We start from the raw sequence: 14525 nt of genomic DNA on the forward strand, positions 1-14525 counted from the left end.
ACCAGCCGGATACCTCATACCTCCGGCCTACCGAACCCATCGCCCCAGATCACGCCGACACGCCGACGGACGTCAGCCTTTCAACCTCTGTAGCGCGGTGGCGAGACGTACAGCCCGGTGTTGCACCCCGTCTCGCCCGGTTCCAGCCAGATCGGGTCGTACGCCGGTGACTCGATGGCTCCGCCGGGAGTCCGGACCAGCAGGAGGCACTGCCGCTCGGGGGGCACGCTCAGCACTGCGACGAGGGCATTCTCGTGGGTGGTCGTGTCGACGGTGACGTGCTTCTCCGGGAAGGCGGCTCGCACGGCGCTCGCGAGGGTGTCGGGCGTGGCGGTGCGCAGCGCCGCCGCGAGCCGGTCGCGCGCGTCGGCGGGCATCGCCGGGTACGGCTTGGCGACGGGCAGCGGAGGCATCCGCACGGAGGGGCAGTCGATCTCTTCGGATGAGGTGTTGCGGTCGAGCTCCAACAGGTAGCGGTAGCACCGCGTGGCCTGGCCGGCGGAGTGCCCGGGGTTGCCTAAGGTCCCCCCAACGTCCTCGTCCACCGTCACCACGAACCGGACGTCGATGGTGGCCCGCTCGTCGCCGGACGTTCGGCCGGACCAGGCCAGCGGCTCACGTCGGATCTTCGACGTGCCGTCTTCGGTGGGGTCGAGGACTTCGGTCGCGGCGATGTACTCGGCGTCCCGCACCCAGTCGCGATGGCCGAGCTCCTCGTTGAGGCGCTTCGCCTCGGCCGCGGCGTGGTCGCGTGCCATCGAGGTGCCGTCGCCGTACTCCCCGCATCCGGCCGACACCAGGCAGAGCGCCAGCACGGCGCAGACCAGCGGCGTGGAGCCGAGCCGTCGCCGGGTGCCGGAGGGCCGCCGACCGAGCCGCTGCGGATGAGCCATGGCGTCGAGCATGCCGGCCGCCGGCGGCGGCGGGATGAGTGCTCGTACTCAGCCCGCTGGGCAGCGCGGTCCGTCGTCGCGGATTCATCGGACGATGTCGGCGGCACCAAGGGTGGGGCTCGGGCGTTCTGCCCGGTACGAGCGTCTTTGGGCATTGACCACTCTTAATTGACTGTTGCAGTCGTCACACGTTCGACATACAGTCCCTGGGAGAGCTTCGTAGCGATTGGAAAAAGAGTGCGGTCGGGCGACGGCAGCCCCTCCGCCAGTCCTTAGTGGCATCGCTGTTCCGTGCTCGTCGCTCGATACCCACATTCGGCATCCCGTCGACGGCAAGTGAAAGGAACAGCACGTGAAATCAGCCCTATCCACCGCTCGAACGTCATTGTTGGCGCTCGCGGTCTTCGTCTCCGCCGCAGTGCCGGCCGTGCTGACGAATCAACTACCGGCCTCGGCCGCGGTTCAGGCGACCTATTATGTCGCCCCGGACGGCAACGACGCCAACGCGGGGACGATCGAATCCCCATTCAAGACAGTGCAACGCGCACGGGACATCGTTCGTACGGTGAATACGAACATGACCGGCGACATCAACGTGCTGCTGCGCGGTGGGACCTACCCGATCAGCAGCACCGTCGAATTCGGCACGAGCGATTCGGGCACGAACGGGTTCCGGGTCAGCTATGGCGCGTACCCCGGTGAGAAGCCGATCCTCGACGGTGGTGTCCAGGTGACCGGGTGGACCCAGCACAGCGGCAACATCTGGAAGGCCCCACTGGACCGCGCCAACAAGCTGCGGACGCTGTACGTCAACGACAAGCGTGCCCTGATGGCGTCGAAGACGATCAGCTCGGGCGGGTGCTACGGGACGTACAACATCACCGCCAACCAGGCCGCGTGGGCCTGGGAGTCGGGCTCGCAGTGTGACGGCGCCAAATACAGCCTCAACGACTTCCCCGCCGTCGCCCGCAACCAGGACGACATCGAGATCGAGACGGGGACGACCTGGACCACTGCCATCGTGGGCGTCCGTCAGGTGACCACGAGTTCCGACGGCGCGAACCGGGTCGCCCTGTTCCAGCAGCCGGGTGCGGCGATCGCCCAGGGCTCGTTCAACGGCAACGCCCAGGTGGGCGGCAGCCACAAGCTCATGAACGCCTACGAGTTCCTGGACGCGCCGGGCGAGTTCTACTTCGACAAGGGCACCAAGACGGTCTACTACTACAAGGCCAGTGCCGACAACATGTCGACCGCGACGGTCTACGCGCCCAACAACGTCACCACCCTGCTGCGGGTCGCCGGCACCTCGACCACCAGCCACGCGCGCAACATCACGTTCTCCGGCCTGACGGTGCAGCACTCCGACTGGAACCTGTTCAACGTCGCCGGCGCGTCCTTCAAGCAGGCGCAGCAGGGCAACCTCGGCGCCCAGGTGTACGCGAAGGGCAACTTCCACGTCTACCACTACCGCAACGTGGACGTCACTCCCGGCATCGTCCAGGTGCAGAACGCCGACGGGATCCTCCTGCAACGCAACCGGATCCAGCACACCGGTGCCGACGGGATCAGCATGGTCAACGACGTGCAGGGCTCGCAGTTGATCGGCAACTCCACGAACGACATCGCCGGCTCCGCGATCCTGGTGGGCCATCCCCAGCACGTCTACATCGGAGACGGCACGTCGACCAACCGCGAGAAGTACTCCGCGCAGGTCGAGGGGCTGCCGAAGAACATCGACATCAAGAACAACTATCTCTACGACAGTGCCGTCCTGTTCAACGGGCACAGCCCCATCTCGGCCTACTTCGCGGACACCCTCACCATCCAGCACAACCGGATCGAGAAGACTCCGTGGTCGGGCATCACCCTCGGCTGGGGCTGGTGGAACTTCGACGGATCATCGGGCTCGATCGTGCCCAACCGACCCACCACGACGGCGCGAAACAACAACATCAGTTACAACCACATCATCGACACGGTGCAGCGCCTCAGTGACACGGCTCCCATCTACACGCTCGGCAGCCAGCCCGGGACGATGATCACCAACAACTATCTCCAGGGCGTTCCGTCGGGCCACAAGTACGGGCTGCACCCGGACGAGGGATCGGCGTTCATCACGTTCCGCGACAACGTCCTGAGCATCGACAAGAACGTCACCTGGATGATCAACTCGGACGATTTCGGGCGCAAACACGATCTGAGCATCACGCAGATCTACGGCCCGATCAACAAGGTCTCCAACAAGAACCTGCCGAACAGCACTGTCGCCGACATCCTGGTCTCCTCCGACTATGTCTGGCCCGCCGCGGCCTACAGCATCGCCGCGAATTCCGGCCTTGAGGACGCGTACCGGGACATCGTCCCGGCGAGCACCTTCTCCGCGCCGAACTACGTGCTGCCGGCCAGCACGTTCGTCGCGAGTGCCACGGCGTCGATCCCGATCCGCAGCACCGGCGACGCCACCAGGTCGGTCTGGCTGGCCCCGTCCGGCACGACCACCTTCACCGCCGGGGCGACGATGACCAGGGCGGCCGGCGACGCCACGTCCATCGCCGTGCCGGCGACCCAGGGCGAGTACCGGCTCTACGTGGTCGACGCGCAGGGCAACCGGTCGGCGGAGTCGACCTTCATCGTCCGCCAGCAGCAGGGCGGTGGCGGCGGTACGGGCGTCGGGCAGCTCGTCGGTGGTCAGTCCAACCGCTGTGTCGAGGTGCCCAACTCCTCGACCACCAACGGCACCCAGACGCAACTCTGGGACTGCTCCACCGGCGCCAACCAGCGGTGGACCCAGACCGCCAGCAAGCAGCTCACCGTGTACGGCAACAAGTGCCTGGACGCGTCCGGGGCCGGCACGGCCAACGGCACCGCGGTCATCATCTGGGACTGCCACGGCGGCACGAACCAGCAGTGGAACATCAACTCCAACGGCACCGTCACGAACGCCCAGTCCGGGCTCTGCCTCGATGCCAACGGCGCTGCCACCGCCAACGGCACGAAGGTCATCCTCTGGTCGTGCAACGGCGGCGCGAACCAGCGGTGGACGCTGCGTAGCTGACCGATCAGACCCCGGGGCCAGGCCGACACGGGCCTGGCCCCGGGCTATTTCTGGTATCCGTGGTTGTCGCAGGTCCGGCGGCCGAGGACGCAGTTCTTGGTGCGCTTGTTCATGGTGGCGACGTCCCACATCACGAACGCGTCGCCGTGCATCGACGAGGCGCTCTTGCCCTCCTTGTCGGAGGAGAGGTAGTAGCCCGCCGGGGTGCCCTTCGCCGGGTACTGGATGTCGAAGGTGATCGCCGGAATCCGGACCGGATGGCTGGGCGGGCAGGCGTCGCCGCTGCCGTACGCCACATGGTCCTTGTGGTTGGGGCTGTCCAGGTGCTTGCCGTCCCAGCAGTCGGGGAACTGCATCATGAAGTGCAGCGTCGCGTCCCCTCCGCAGATGGGCCAGTTGCCGTTTGTGCTGCGGGCGACGCCGTCGAGATCCCCCGGGCCGTAGAAGGCGCAGTAGAACTGCCCGGTCGCGCCACGCGGCGTCGGCTTCTTCTTCTTGGCGTCGCCGGAGATCATGCGCAGGCCGTTGGGCAGCGGCATCTGGCCTGTCGAGTTCTTGGCAAGCGATCGGTAGTAGACCCGAAAGCCAGTGGTCTCGACCGGCTTGCCCGTCGCGTTGTCGTAGAGCGTGGGCACCCAGTAGGCGGAGTGGTCCTGCGCCGGCTTGCACGAGGTGGCCGTGAACTTCGTCAGGTCACCGGCGACGGTGTTCGCGTCGACGGCCTTGTTGCCGACGAAGGAGTGCATGTGTGAGGCGCCCGGTAGGCCAGGAGCGACGATCGGGTCATCCGGCAACCGGTGGCTGTACTGGCAGTCCGCGCGGAACTCCGGCAGGTTGCCCACACCGGCCGGGACCGGGTCGATCGTCAACGCCCGGTACGCGTCGGCCTGCGCCTTCCAGGCAGCGCGGTCGACGGGAATCCAGCCGGTAGCGGGGATCTTCGGCGCGGCGGCTGTCGACGGTGTCGCGCTTGCCGATGGCGTCGGGGAAACCGTCGGCGGCGCGGGAGCCGACGTCGCCGCGCCGGACTGTGGCTGCCCGGCCGACGGCGACGGCGACGGGTACCGCAGGGCGTTGGCCGCGTTCGACTGCTCGGGCGTCACCTCGCCGTTGCCCAGGTACACGCCCCCGGCCGCGACGACGAGCAGGACCGCCGCTCCGACGGCCACGCCGATTGTGTTGCGGGCCGGCCACCCCGGCGGGCGATGACGTGACGGGGGTGGGCTCTCGTACGACACCTGTCACTCCCAACGAGCCGACATGAGGCTGACCCGAACGGCCACGGCCGCCGAATGGTAGGCGCCCGCCGCCCGTACTCGACAGTTCCTTAAACCTTCCTTAAAGTACGCGGACACGGATGTCCACACAGGTCGGTGCGTCGCGCCTGGCCACGGACGTGGAACGGCCGAATGTCGCGGATTACCGTTTCGCGGGGTGACATGTATCGCTTTCCCAGCCCGTCGAAGGTGGAGGTTGCCTCGGGCTACCGTGTCCTCGGTTCAAGTGATCATCGTGGGCGGTCGACACCCGACCGGACTCACGGTATCCGGGCTGCACACCCGAAGGAGGTTCCATGGCTCGCACCCGCATGGCTGGGGCGTTCGCCGCTGTCCTCGTCCTACCGGCTCTCACCGTCGTGGCCGTGCCGTCACCGGCGTCGGCGGAAGCCGTCGCGCCGAAGGCCGCCCCGCCGAGTGACATGCGTGAGCTCACCCGGAAGGACTTCACGCTGGACGGTCGGCCGATCGAGACGCCCGCGCGGTACCAGCCGCGCACGGGCGTGCGGCGGCAGGCGCAGTCGGTCGAGACGCCGGCGGTCGGCACGGTCCGTCAGTGGCTCGGCCTCGACGACGTCCAGGGCTCGGTCTACCGCAAGGACTACACGCTGCGGGCGGTCGGTGAGCACATCGAGGTCTGGGTCGCCAACGACCTGGCGTTCCCGGCCGGTGACTGCCGGGCGCAGGTGCCGTCGTCGACGCAGATCACCGACGCGCAGGTGAAGCACCTGGCCGACGAGTTCGACACGAACATGTACCCGAAGGAGACGAACGCCTTCAGCACCCCACCGGACCGGGACGGCACCAACGCCCAGATCGGGCCGGACGCCAACGGCGACGGCGGGGTCTACACCGGTGCCGGCAACAAGACCGTCACGCTCGTGGACAACGTCCGGGACGACAACTACTACACGTTCCCGGCCGCGCCGACGTACATCGCCGGGTTCTTCTCCGCTCAGTTCAACGAGTTGCTCGACCGCAACGTGATGACCATCGACGCGTTCGACTGGCTGCACCGCATGACGCCGAACCCGCCGGACGAGCCGACGAGCGACCTGTGCACCAGTCGGAGCGCCCGGCCGAACAGCTACGAGGGCACGTTCGCGCACGAGTGGCAGCACCTCGCGCACTACTACGCGGACCCGTTCGAGGGTAACTGGATCAACGAGGGTCTCTCCGACTTCGCCATGTCGTTGACCGGGTACAGCGACTCGAAGGCCACGGTCTTCGACCGGGGCGCCGACAGTCACCTCTACTGCTACCAGGGTTTCGGCACGGTCCAGACGCCGTACAACGCCAACCCGCGCGACTGCGGCGGACCGGAGAACTCCCTCACCCTGTGGGACGAGAGCCCCAACCCGAACGCGGTCCTCGCCGACTACGGCAGCGCGTACTCATTCATGCTGTTCCTCTACGACCGCTACGGCGCCGGCTTCATGTCCCGGCTGCACCGCGACGGCGCCCGGCAGGGCCTCGCGAGCCTGGACGCCGAGCTGGAGACGGTCGGGGTCCACGACGTCTACCAGGTCATCCACGACTTCCAGTCGATGACGCTGCTCGACAAGCTCGTGGGCGAGTCGAAGTTCGGCATCACCCTCGGCGTCGCCAAGAGTCGGGTCACCACGCCGAGCCTGCGCTCCACTGTCAACCTGGCCAGCACGGCGGCCAACGGTACGCCGGGGGCCGCCCCGAACGGAGCCGACTACGTGCCGCTGGGCACGGCCAAGGGCAAGGTGCTCAGCGGTCGCGACCTGCGGTCGGTGAAGTTCCAGGGCGCGAAGACCCTGCCCGCGCTCCCGCTGTCGTGGACGACCACCACCCAGGACCCGGACCGGCCGGGCAACGCGGTGCTCTTCTCCGGCAACGCCAACAGTCTCGACGCGGCTGCGGTCACCTCCGTCGCCGTGCCGACCGCCGACCCGACGTTGCGGTTCCAGGCCAAGTACGGGGCGGAGCTCGGCTACGACTACGGCTACGTCACCGTGTCGACGGACGGCGGCGCCACGTACACGGCGATCCCCGGTGACAAGACCGTCGACGGGCCGCGCGGTCCGGCGCTCAACGGCACGACGAGCGGCTTCGAGGCGCGCTCGTACGACCTGTCGGCGTACGCCGGGAAGACCGTGCTGCTCGGCTTCGAGTACGTCAGCGATGGCGGTACCAACGAGGGTGGCCTGCTGCTCGACGACATCACCGTCGGCGGGAAGCTGCTCAGTGACGGCACCAGCCTGGCGCCGTTCGACTCGCCGACGGAGATCCGGCCGACCCCGGTCGGCAACTGGAACCTGCGGCTCGTCGGCATCGACGAGAAGCACTCGATCGCCTGGCAGTTCGAGTCCAACGGCCGCTCCGAGGTCACCATCGGCAAGCTTGAGCTGGCCGTGCTGGACGCGTTCCCGAAGGTCGTCGCCGTGGTGGCGTACGACGAGCCGACCGAGCAGGTGCGGCAGTACGCGCCGTACCAGCTCACCGTGAACGGTGTGGTGCAGCCCGGGGGCAGCAGCTCGCTGAGCTGATCCGCGCCCAGGTCGCGGGGCACCCACCGTCGAGGTCGACGGTGGGTGCTCCGCCCGCTCTGGTCGGGTTGGCGGGACCGGAAAATGTCGGCCGGAGAGGTGCTGGCGGACAGCGTGCGGGTAATGCGGGGTGATGACGTCGACCTGGAAGCCCCACGAGAAGCACGGCGGCCTGTCGAGCAAGGACAAGCGCGAGCTGCCGGAAACCGTCTTCGCGTTCCCTCGTGAACGCAAGGAACCGATGACCGACGCGGGCCACGTGCGCAACGCCATCGCCCGCTTCGACCAGGTGCAGGGCGTCACCGACGAGGACCGGGACCTGGCCTTCCAGAACATCCTCGCCGCCGCCAAGCACTACGGCGTCGAGGTCGCCGAGACCAACTGGCGTCAACTCGGCAAACTCCCGCACACACCGAATCCCGCCCACTGACCCGATCACCCGCTCGGTTCGCCGGATAGGTCCGCGTCGACCAGGCGGCGGCGTAGGTGCGGCGGACGGTGGGCCGGACCGAATGGAACCAGGCCGGGCCACCCTCCGCCGCCACTACCTGGTCAGTCGCGCGACCTCCCGGGCCAGCACCTTCGCCCGGGTCTCCGGGGTACGCGCCCTGAGGACCGGCAGGATCACGGCGTACCGGGCGGATCGACCGAGCCGCTCGAACGCGGCGCTCGCGCGGGGATCGGCGGACAGCGCGGCCAGGAGGTCAGGCGGGGTGGTGGCGGTGCGCTGCCCCTCGTACGCCGCCTCCCACCGCCCGTCGGCCCTGGCCGCCGCGACCTCCCGGAGCCCGGCGGGCCGCATCCGGCCGGCCGCCGTCAGGGCCTCGACCTTGGCGATCCGTAGCCACGCCTCGTCGCGTACCTCGTGCTGTGTGGCCAGCCACGCCTCCCACGCCGCCGCGTCGGGAAAGTCGCGCACCTCCAGGTCAGCTGCCCTTCAGCGAGGCCAGGATCTCTTCGTAGTGCGGGTTCTTCATGACGCCCAGCACGTTGCCGAACGGGTCGACGACCGCCGCGGTGATGAACCCCTCCTCCCCGTGTGGGGTGATCGGCTGGTACTCCGTGGCACCCATCGCCAGCAGACGCTTGACTGTCGCGTCGAGGTCGTCGACGTACCAGTGCATGACCACGCCCCCGGGCCCTGTCGCGGCGTTGGGCGGGCCGAACCTGCGGTCGATGATGCCCAGTTCCGCCTGGTAGTCACCGATCCGGAACTCGGTGTAGGCCGGGCGTCCGTCGGGCCCCGGGCGCATGAAGTACGCCTCGACGCCGAGGAATTCCGCGTACCACTTGGTGGCCGCCTCCACGTCGTCGGCCCAGATGTTGAGTGTGGCAAATCCTCGCAGGCTCAACAGGTGTCCTCTCCTCGATGTGTTCGGTATCGACGCTATCGATCATTGCGGAAGGGGCGGTTCCGCAATTGCGGGTGTAGGCCGACAATTCCCGGGTAGTCGCCGCCGTTGGCTCGACGAATGTGGGGGCAGCGTGGCGACGACCTACCCGGCGGTGGAGGAACACGGCCTGATCGGTGACCTCCAGACCGCGGCGCTGATCAGCACGGACGGCACTGTCGACTGGTTCTGTGCGCCGCGTTTCGACTCCCCGAGCGTCTTCGCCGCGCTGTTGGACCGCCACCGGGGCGGCCACTTCCAGCTGTCGCCCGACGGCGTCGACTACGCGAGCAAACAGCTCTACCTTCCCGGTACGCCGATCCTGATCACTCGCTTCCACAGCGCCGACGGCGTCGCGGAGCTGTTGGACTTCATGCCCGTCACCGGTGCACGCGCCACCGAGCGGCACGTGCTGATCCGGCTGGTACGGATGGTCCGGGGGAGCATGCGGTTCCGCTTCGACTGCCGGCCCCGGTTCAACTACGGGCGCGACCCGTACACCCTTGAGGTGCACCCCGAGGGTGACGTGTTCCGGAGCCGGACGCTGACCCTCACCCTCGCTCCCTTCAAGAACGTGGAACGGGTGTTCAACACCAGGGACATCCGACGGGACGCCGACGGGGTGTCCGCGTCGTTCACCCTGCGGCAGGGCGACATCGGCGGGGTGGTTCTGGAGACGGCCTGCCCGCACGAGCCCCGAGCGCTCACCACCGAGGAGGCGTGCGACCTGCTCGCCCAGACCCGCGACTACTGGCGGCGGTGGGTGGGTGGTTCCCGCTACGCGGGTCGCTGGCGGGAGATGGTCGAGCGGTCGGCGATCACGCTCAAACTGATGACGTACGCGCCGACCGGCGCCCTGGTCGCCGCACCCACCGCGGGTCTGCCGGAGCAGATCGGCGGGCAGCGTAACTGGGACTACCGCTACACCTGGGTCCGGGACGCATCCTTCTCCGTGCACGCGCTGCTGCGCCTGGGCTTCACCGACGAGGCCCAGAAGTATCTGTTCTGGCTCGACGCGCGCATTCGTGCGGCAAGCGACGGTGACATGCCGTTGCAGGTCATGTACCGGATCGACGGCTCACCGGACCTGCCGGAGGAGGTGCTTGGTCACCTGGAGGGGTACCGCGGTTCGGCACCGGTGCGCGTCGGAAACGGTGCGGCGGGCCAACTGCAACTCGACATCTACGGCGAGGCGCTCCTCGCGTTGGAACTCGCCGACCGCAGCGGACTGATCCCGCCGTACCAGGGTTGGCGCAAGACGGCCGGGTTGATGGACTGGCTCTGCGCGCACTGGGACCAACCCGAGGACGGCATCTGGGAGACCCGGTCCGGCCGGCAGGACTTCACCTACGGGCGGGTGTTGTCCTGGGTGGCGCTCGACAGTGCGATCCGCATCGCCCGACGCCGAGGCCGCCCCGGTGACACCGCCCGCTGGGCAGCCGAACGCGACGCCATCTACGAGCAGGTCATGACCCGTGGGTTCAACCAGGAGCGGCAGGCGTTCGTGCAGCACTACGGTTCGGAGATCCTGGATGCCTCGCTCCTGGCGATGCCCGGGCTGAACTTCATCTCACCGACCGACCCGATGTGGGAGTCGACGCTGCGGGCGATGGACACCGAACTCGTCTCCGACAGTCTGGTCTACCGCTACGACCCGAGGGCCTCGCCGGACGGCCTCGCCGGCACCGAGGGCACCTTCAACATGTGCACCTTCTGGTACGTCCAGGCGCTCGCCCAGGCCGGTCGGCTCGACGACGCCCGGCTGACCTTCGAGAAGATGCTCACCTACAGCAGCCCCCTCGGCCTGTACGCCGAGGAGATCGCCCCGACCGGCGCGCAGATCGGCAACTTCCCGCAGGCGTTCAGTCACCTGTCCCTGATCAGCACGGCGACCCACCTCGACGACCTGCTCGGCGAGCAGTGCTGACCGCTCGGGTCAGAACAGCGTCAGCGGCTCGACCGGGATCGGCTCGGGCAGCGCGTCGAGTTCGGGTACGCGTGCTCGTACCTCGTCGTGGAAGCGCCGCGCGAGCACCGGCGCGTCGGCGTTGTCCGGGGTGTGCACGAACATCGTCGGTGAGCGCCCCTCCCGTAGCCAGGCCACTGTGACGTCGATCCAGCGCTGCCACCCCTCGACGGTGCGGGTCGGGTCGTCGCGGCCGAGGTAGCGGACGATCGGCCGGTCGGTCAACGCGAGCGACCGGAGCGGCACGCGCGGCTTCCTGGTCCAGGCGTCCCGCTCCGCGTCGCTGGTGGGTGGGCTCGCGAAGAAGGCGGTCGTGTCGAAGGGGATCCACTCGGCGGACGCGCCGGCGAGGGTCGCCTCCAGCAGCCCGGCCGCGTGGGCGTCGCCGAAGAACGCGGGATGGCGGACCTCCACCGCGTACCGGTGCGACTGCGGGAGTTGGCCCAGGAACCGGCGCAGGGTCGCGACGTCGGTGGGTGCGAACGAGCCGGGCAGCTGGATCCAGAGTGCGTGTACGCGCGGGCCGAGCGGCTCGATCGCGTCCAGGAAGGCACTCAGTGGTTCGCCGACTGCGGTGAGCCGGCGTTCGTGGGTGATGACCTTCGGAAGCTTGAGGACGAACCGGAAGTCGGGATCCGTCTGCGCGGCCCACGACGACACGGTGGCCCGGGCGGGGGTCGCGTAGAAGGTCGTGTTGCCCTCGACGGCGTCGCACCAGCTGGCGTAGTGCCGCAGACGCTCCGCTGGCGGCAGCGGGTGCCCCGGCCAGGACCGGTGGCTCCACATCGCACACCCCACGTGCAGTCGCATGACCGCCCTTCCCGCCGTTCGACCGGAGCCCACCGTATCGGTGCCGGCCGACGCGCCGGAGGGGACGGTCGTCAACTCGGGGTTGACGCAACGGGATCGTCAACTTATGGTTGACGCATGACAGATCCTCTTCAGATGAGCAACACCGTCAAGCTCGACGATCTGATCCAGGCGATCAAGAAGGCGCACACCGACGCGCTTGACCAGCTCACCGACGCGGTCATCGCCGCCGATCACCTCGGCGAGGTCGCCGACCACCTGATCGGGCACTTCGTCGACCAGGCACGCCGCTCCGGCGCCTCCTGGACCGACATCGGCCGCAGCATGGGTGTCACCAAGCAGGCGGCCCAGAAGCGCTTCGTGTCGAAGGCGTCCGACGGGCTGCCGCTCGACCCGAACGAATCCTTCTCCCGGTTCACTCCCCGGGCCCGCAACGTGGTGATGGCAGGCCAGGAGGAGGCCCGCTCCGGCGGAAACGCCGAGATCGGCCCCGAGCACCTGGTGCTGGGCCTGCTGGCCGAGCCGGAGGGGCTGGCCGCCAAGGTGATGGCCGGCCGCGGTGCCACCCCCGAGGCGGTACGGGAGAAGGTCGGCGCCGTCCTTCCGCCGCCGGCCGAGCAGGTCCCGGACCTCATCCCGTACAACGCGCGCGGCAAGAAGGCGTTGGAGCTGACCTTCCGGGAGGCGCTGCGCCTCGGGCACAACTACATCGGCACCGAACACCTCCTGCTGGCCCTGCTGGAGCAGGAGGACGGCAACGGCGTCCTCACCGATCTCGGCCTCACGAAGGCGACTGTCGAGGCCGACCTGGCCGCGGCGCTCGCCGCCTTCACCACCCAGCGGAAGTGAGGCCCCGGGGTCAGGGCACCTCGGGAAAGCCGTAGCGCAGGGCGTGTTCCGGGTCGGTGGGGTCGATCTGGCGCACGCCCGCGTCGGCGAGGCGCTTGTTGACCTCGTCCAGCCGCTCGCGGACCAGTCGGGCCTCCTCCTCGGTGACCCGGCCGCGGTGCGGCCTGCCGGCGTGCTCCAGCGTGCCGTAGTCGATCTTCTCGGCGGTCTTGCGGGCCTTGGGTGGGCGGACCCGCTCGGCCGTCCGCAGCAGTTGCGCCATCGGCACGTCGGTGGCCATCGCGTCGAACTCGCTGGCCGTCAACACCACCCGACGCGGCTCGCCGCCGCCGTGCCGGTCGTGGATCTCCACCACCGCCACGTCGAGGGCGGCGTCGTCGATGTGCTCGACCTCGCCCGGGGTGGCGTCCAACTGCACGGGCCCGGCGACCAGGTCCGGGTGCTCCAGCACGACGACGCGCACCACCTCGTCGTCCTGCTGCAAGACCGTGCCGGTGAAGTCGGAGACGTGGATCGTCTTCTTGCCCATGCGCGGAGCTTCTCCTGTCGTAGGCCGGGATGCCGGACCACAAGAAATTACCCGACAGGTGTGCGAAAGCCCGCGCTGGACCTCCCGGTGTGTCGCCGAACGGGGGCTGCCGGTCGACCGGCGAGTCAGTGCGTGTTCAGGCGGTGCCGACCGGAACTGCCGACGGCCAGCTTGTTCAGCCCGGCCCAGGACAGTGCGCTGCCGCCGATCGCCCGCGGGTTGCGGTAGCGCGGCTGGGGCGGGATGCCGCCAGCGGTCCCCGCGGTGCGCCAGAGTCGCTCGGGGTCCTGCTGGTGGTGGTAAGGCTCATTCGGCATTGCCCTACCGTCCCAAACAAAGGTGTCCAGGTTGAAAAATAGATATGACGGTCGATTGCCGTACCAGGTCCGCGCGCCCGCCCGGCCCTGCGCGATCGTCCGCCCGGGCGGACGTCCCGGCGTACGGTGATCCACGACGGGTGGGGCGGCGGGGAGGTGCACATGCTCGACCGGCGAGTCCAGCTACACCTCGCCACCTGGCTCGGCCAGTGGCCGGGCGGGCCGGGGCTGCACGTCGTCGCGTCGCACCGACGCGCCGCACCGGCCTGGGACGGCAGGCTGCGCCCCGCACTCGCCGTGGACACCGGGCGAAGTGGCGTGCTCTCCGTGGCGCCGGAGCGGGTGGCGGCGATCCGTGCCCTGGTCCGCCGCACCCCGGACCGGTTCCTCGCCGCGCTGCCGCAGGCCGTGGGGCGGTCCGACTGGTCCGTGCACGACGGCCCCTTCCGCTGGAGTACGGCCCCCGCGCCGCTGCCCGACGCGGGGGAGTGGACCGCCTCGACGGCCCCCGGGCTGCCGCCCTGGCTGCGGCTCTTCGACCGCCCGGTGCTGGTGGTCCGTGACCCGGACGGCACCTACCTGGCCGGTGCCGGGATCAAACGGCACGACGCGTACGGGCACGAGTTGGCCGTCGGCACCGCGCCGGCCGCCCGGGGTCGTGGCCTCGCCCGCCGACTCGTGGCACAGGCGGCGCGACGGGTCCTCGACGAGGGGGCGGTGCCGACCTACCTGCACGAGCGGGACAATCTCGCCTCGGCCCGGGTCGCCGACGCGGCAGGTTTCCCGGACCGGGGCTGGCGGGCGTACGGGGTCTATCCGCGCTGAAGCGGCGACGGGCGCGAGCGGACCGTGGATCCCGGGCCGGATCCACGGTCCGCGACCTCTCCCCAGGCCCCGGTTCCGGGTGTGGCGGCCCCGCCGT

The 14525-nt window shown here is 69.1% G+C and carries 13 protein-coding genes; 6 read left to right on the forward strand and 7 right to left on the reverse strand.

Annotated features, from left to right (window positions below):
• Nucleotides 1-80: 80 nt before the first annotated feature.
• Entirely contained in the window at nt 81-893 is an 813-nt protein-coding gene (locus tag AB0A95_RS31380; protein WP_357559347.1) for a hypothetical protein, read from the reverse strand.
• A 352-nt stretch (nt 894-1245) separates the two neighbouring features.
• Here AB0A95_RS31380 and AB0A95_RS31385 point away from each other — a divergent pair, with 352 nt between their 5' ends.
• Entirely contained in the window at nt 1246-3948 is a 2703-nt protein-coding gene (locus tag AB0A95_RS31385) for an RICIN domain-containing protein (protein WP_357559348.1), read from the forward strand.
• Between the two features lie 44 nt (nt 3949-3992).
• Here the strand turns inward: AB0A95_RS31385 and AB0A95_RS31390 are convergent, their stop codons facing one another.
• Entirely contained in the window at nt 3993-5117 is a 1125-nt protein-coding gene (locus AB0A95_RS31390; protein ID WP_357559349.1) for a DUF1996 domain-containing protein, read from the reverse strand.
• 404 nt (nt 5118-5521) lie between these two features.
• Between AB0A95_RS31390 and AB0A95_RS31395 the strand changes: the two genes are divergently transcribed.
• Together AB0A95_RS31395 and AB0A95_RS31400 are read left to right on the forward strand one after the other, a co-directional pair.
• Nucleotides 5522-7741, forward strand: a complete 2220-nt coding sequence (locus tag AB0A95_RS31395; RefSeq protein ID WP_357559350.1) for a peptidase M6 immune inhibitor A — start codon at nt 5522-5524, stop codon at nt 7739-7741.
• A gap of 133 nt (nt 7742-7874) precedes the next feature.
• A complete protein-coding gene (locus AB0A95_RS31400; protein WP_357559351.1) occupies nt 7875-8171 on the forward strand; it encodes a DUF6582 domain-containing protein in 297 nt (98 codons plus the stop codon).
• Between the two features lie 114 nt (nt 8172-8285).
• On the opposite strand, the gene AB0A95_RS31405 is transcribed toward AB0A95_RS31400, so the two are convergent.
• Together AB0A95_RS31405 and AB0A95_RS31410 are read right to left on the reverse strand one after the other, a co-directional pair.
• Nucleotides 8286-8660, reverse strand: coding sequence for a YdeI/OmpD-associated family protein (locus AB0A95_RS31405; RefSeq protein ID WP_357559352.1), 375 nt, complete (start codon nt 8658-8660; stop codon nt 8286-8288).
• Between the two features lie 7 nt (nt 8661-8667).
• Complete coding sequence (locus AB0A95_RS31410; RefSeq protein ID WP_357559353.1) at nt 8668-9093, reverse strand: VOC family protein; 426 nt, start codon at nt 9091-9093, stop codon at nt 8668-8670.
• On the opposite strand from AB0A95_RS31410, the gene AB0A95_RS31415 reads away from it, so the two are divergent.
• A complete protein-coding gene (locus AB0A95_RS31415; RefSeq protein WP_357559354.1) occupies nt 9062-11059 on the forward strand; it encodes a glycoside hydrolase family 15 protein in 1998 nt (665 codons plus the stop codon). The two genes, AB0A95_RS31410 and AB0A95_RS31415, sit on opposite strands and share 32 nt — an antisense overlap.
• A gap of 9 nt (nt 11060-11068) precedes the next feature.
• On the opposite strand, the gene AB0A95_RS31420 is transcribed toward AB0A95_RS31415, so the two are convergent.
• Nucleotides 11069-11884, reverse strand: coding sequence for a DUF72 domain-containing protein (locus AB0A95_RS31420; RefSeq protein ID WP_357559384.1), 816 nt, complete (start codon nt 11882-11884; stop codon nt 11069-11071).
• A 141-nt stretch (nt 11885-12025) separates the two neighbouring features.
• Between AB0A95_RS31420 and AB0A95_RS31425 the strand changes: the two genes are divergently transcribed.
• Entirely contained in the window at nt 12026-12757 is a 732-nt protein-coding gene (locus tag AB0A95_RS31425; protein WP_357559355.1) for a Clp protease N-terminal domain-containing protein, read from the forward strand.
• Between the two features lie 10 nt (nt 12758-12767).
• Here AB0A95_RS31425 and AB0A95_RS31430 read toward each other — a convergent pair whose 3' ends face one another.
• Together AB0A95_RS31430 and AB0A95_RS31435 are read right to left on the reverse strand one after the other, a co-directional pair.
• Nucleotides 12768-13286 carry a hypothetical protein gene (locus AB0A95_RS31430; protein WP_357559356.1) on the reverse strand — a complete coding sequence of 173 codons (519 nt, stop codon included), beginning with the start codon at nt 13284-13286 and terminating at the stop codon, nt 12768-12770.
• Between the two features lie 125 nt (nt 13287-13411).
• Entirely contained in the window at nt 13412-13603 is a 192-nt protein-coding gene (locus AB0A95_RS31435; protein WP_357559357.1) for a DNA repair protein, read from the reverse strand.
• Nucleotides 13604-13765: 162 nt separating this feature from the next.
• Here AB0A95_RS31435 and AB0A95_RS31440 point away from each other — a divergent pair, with 162 nt between their 5' ends.
• Nucleotides 13766-14428, forward strand: coding sequence for a GNAT family N-acetyltransferase (locus tag AB0A95_RS31440; protein ID WP_357559358.1), 663 nt, complete (start codon nt 13766-13768; stop codon nt 14426-14428).
• Nucleotides 14429-14525 lie beyond the last annotated feature (97 nt).

It is taken from the genome of Micromonospora sp. NPDC049230 (genome assembly GCF_040647875.1).
GTDB lineage: Bacteria > Actinomycetota > Actinomycetes > Mycobacteriales > Micromonosporaceae > Micromonospora.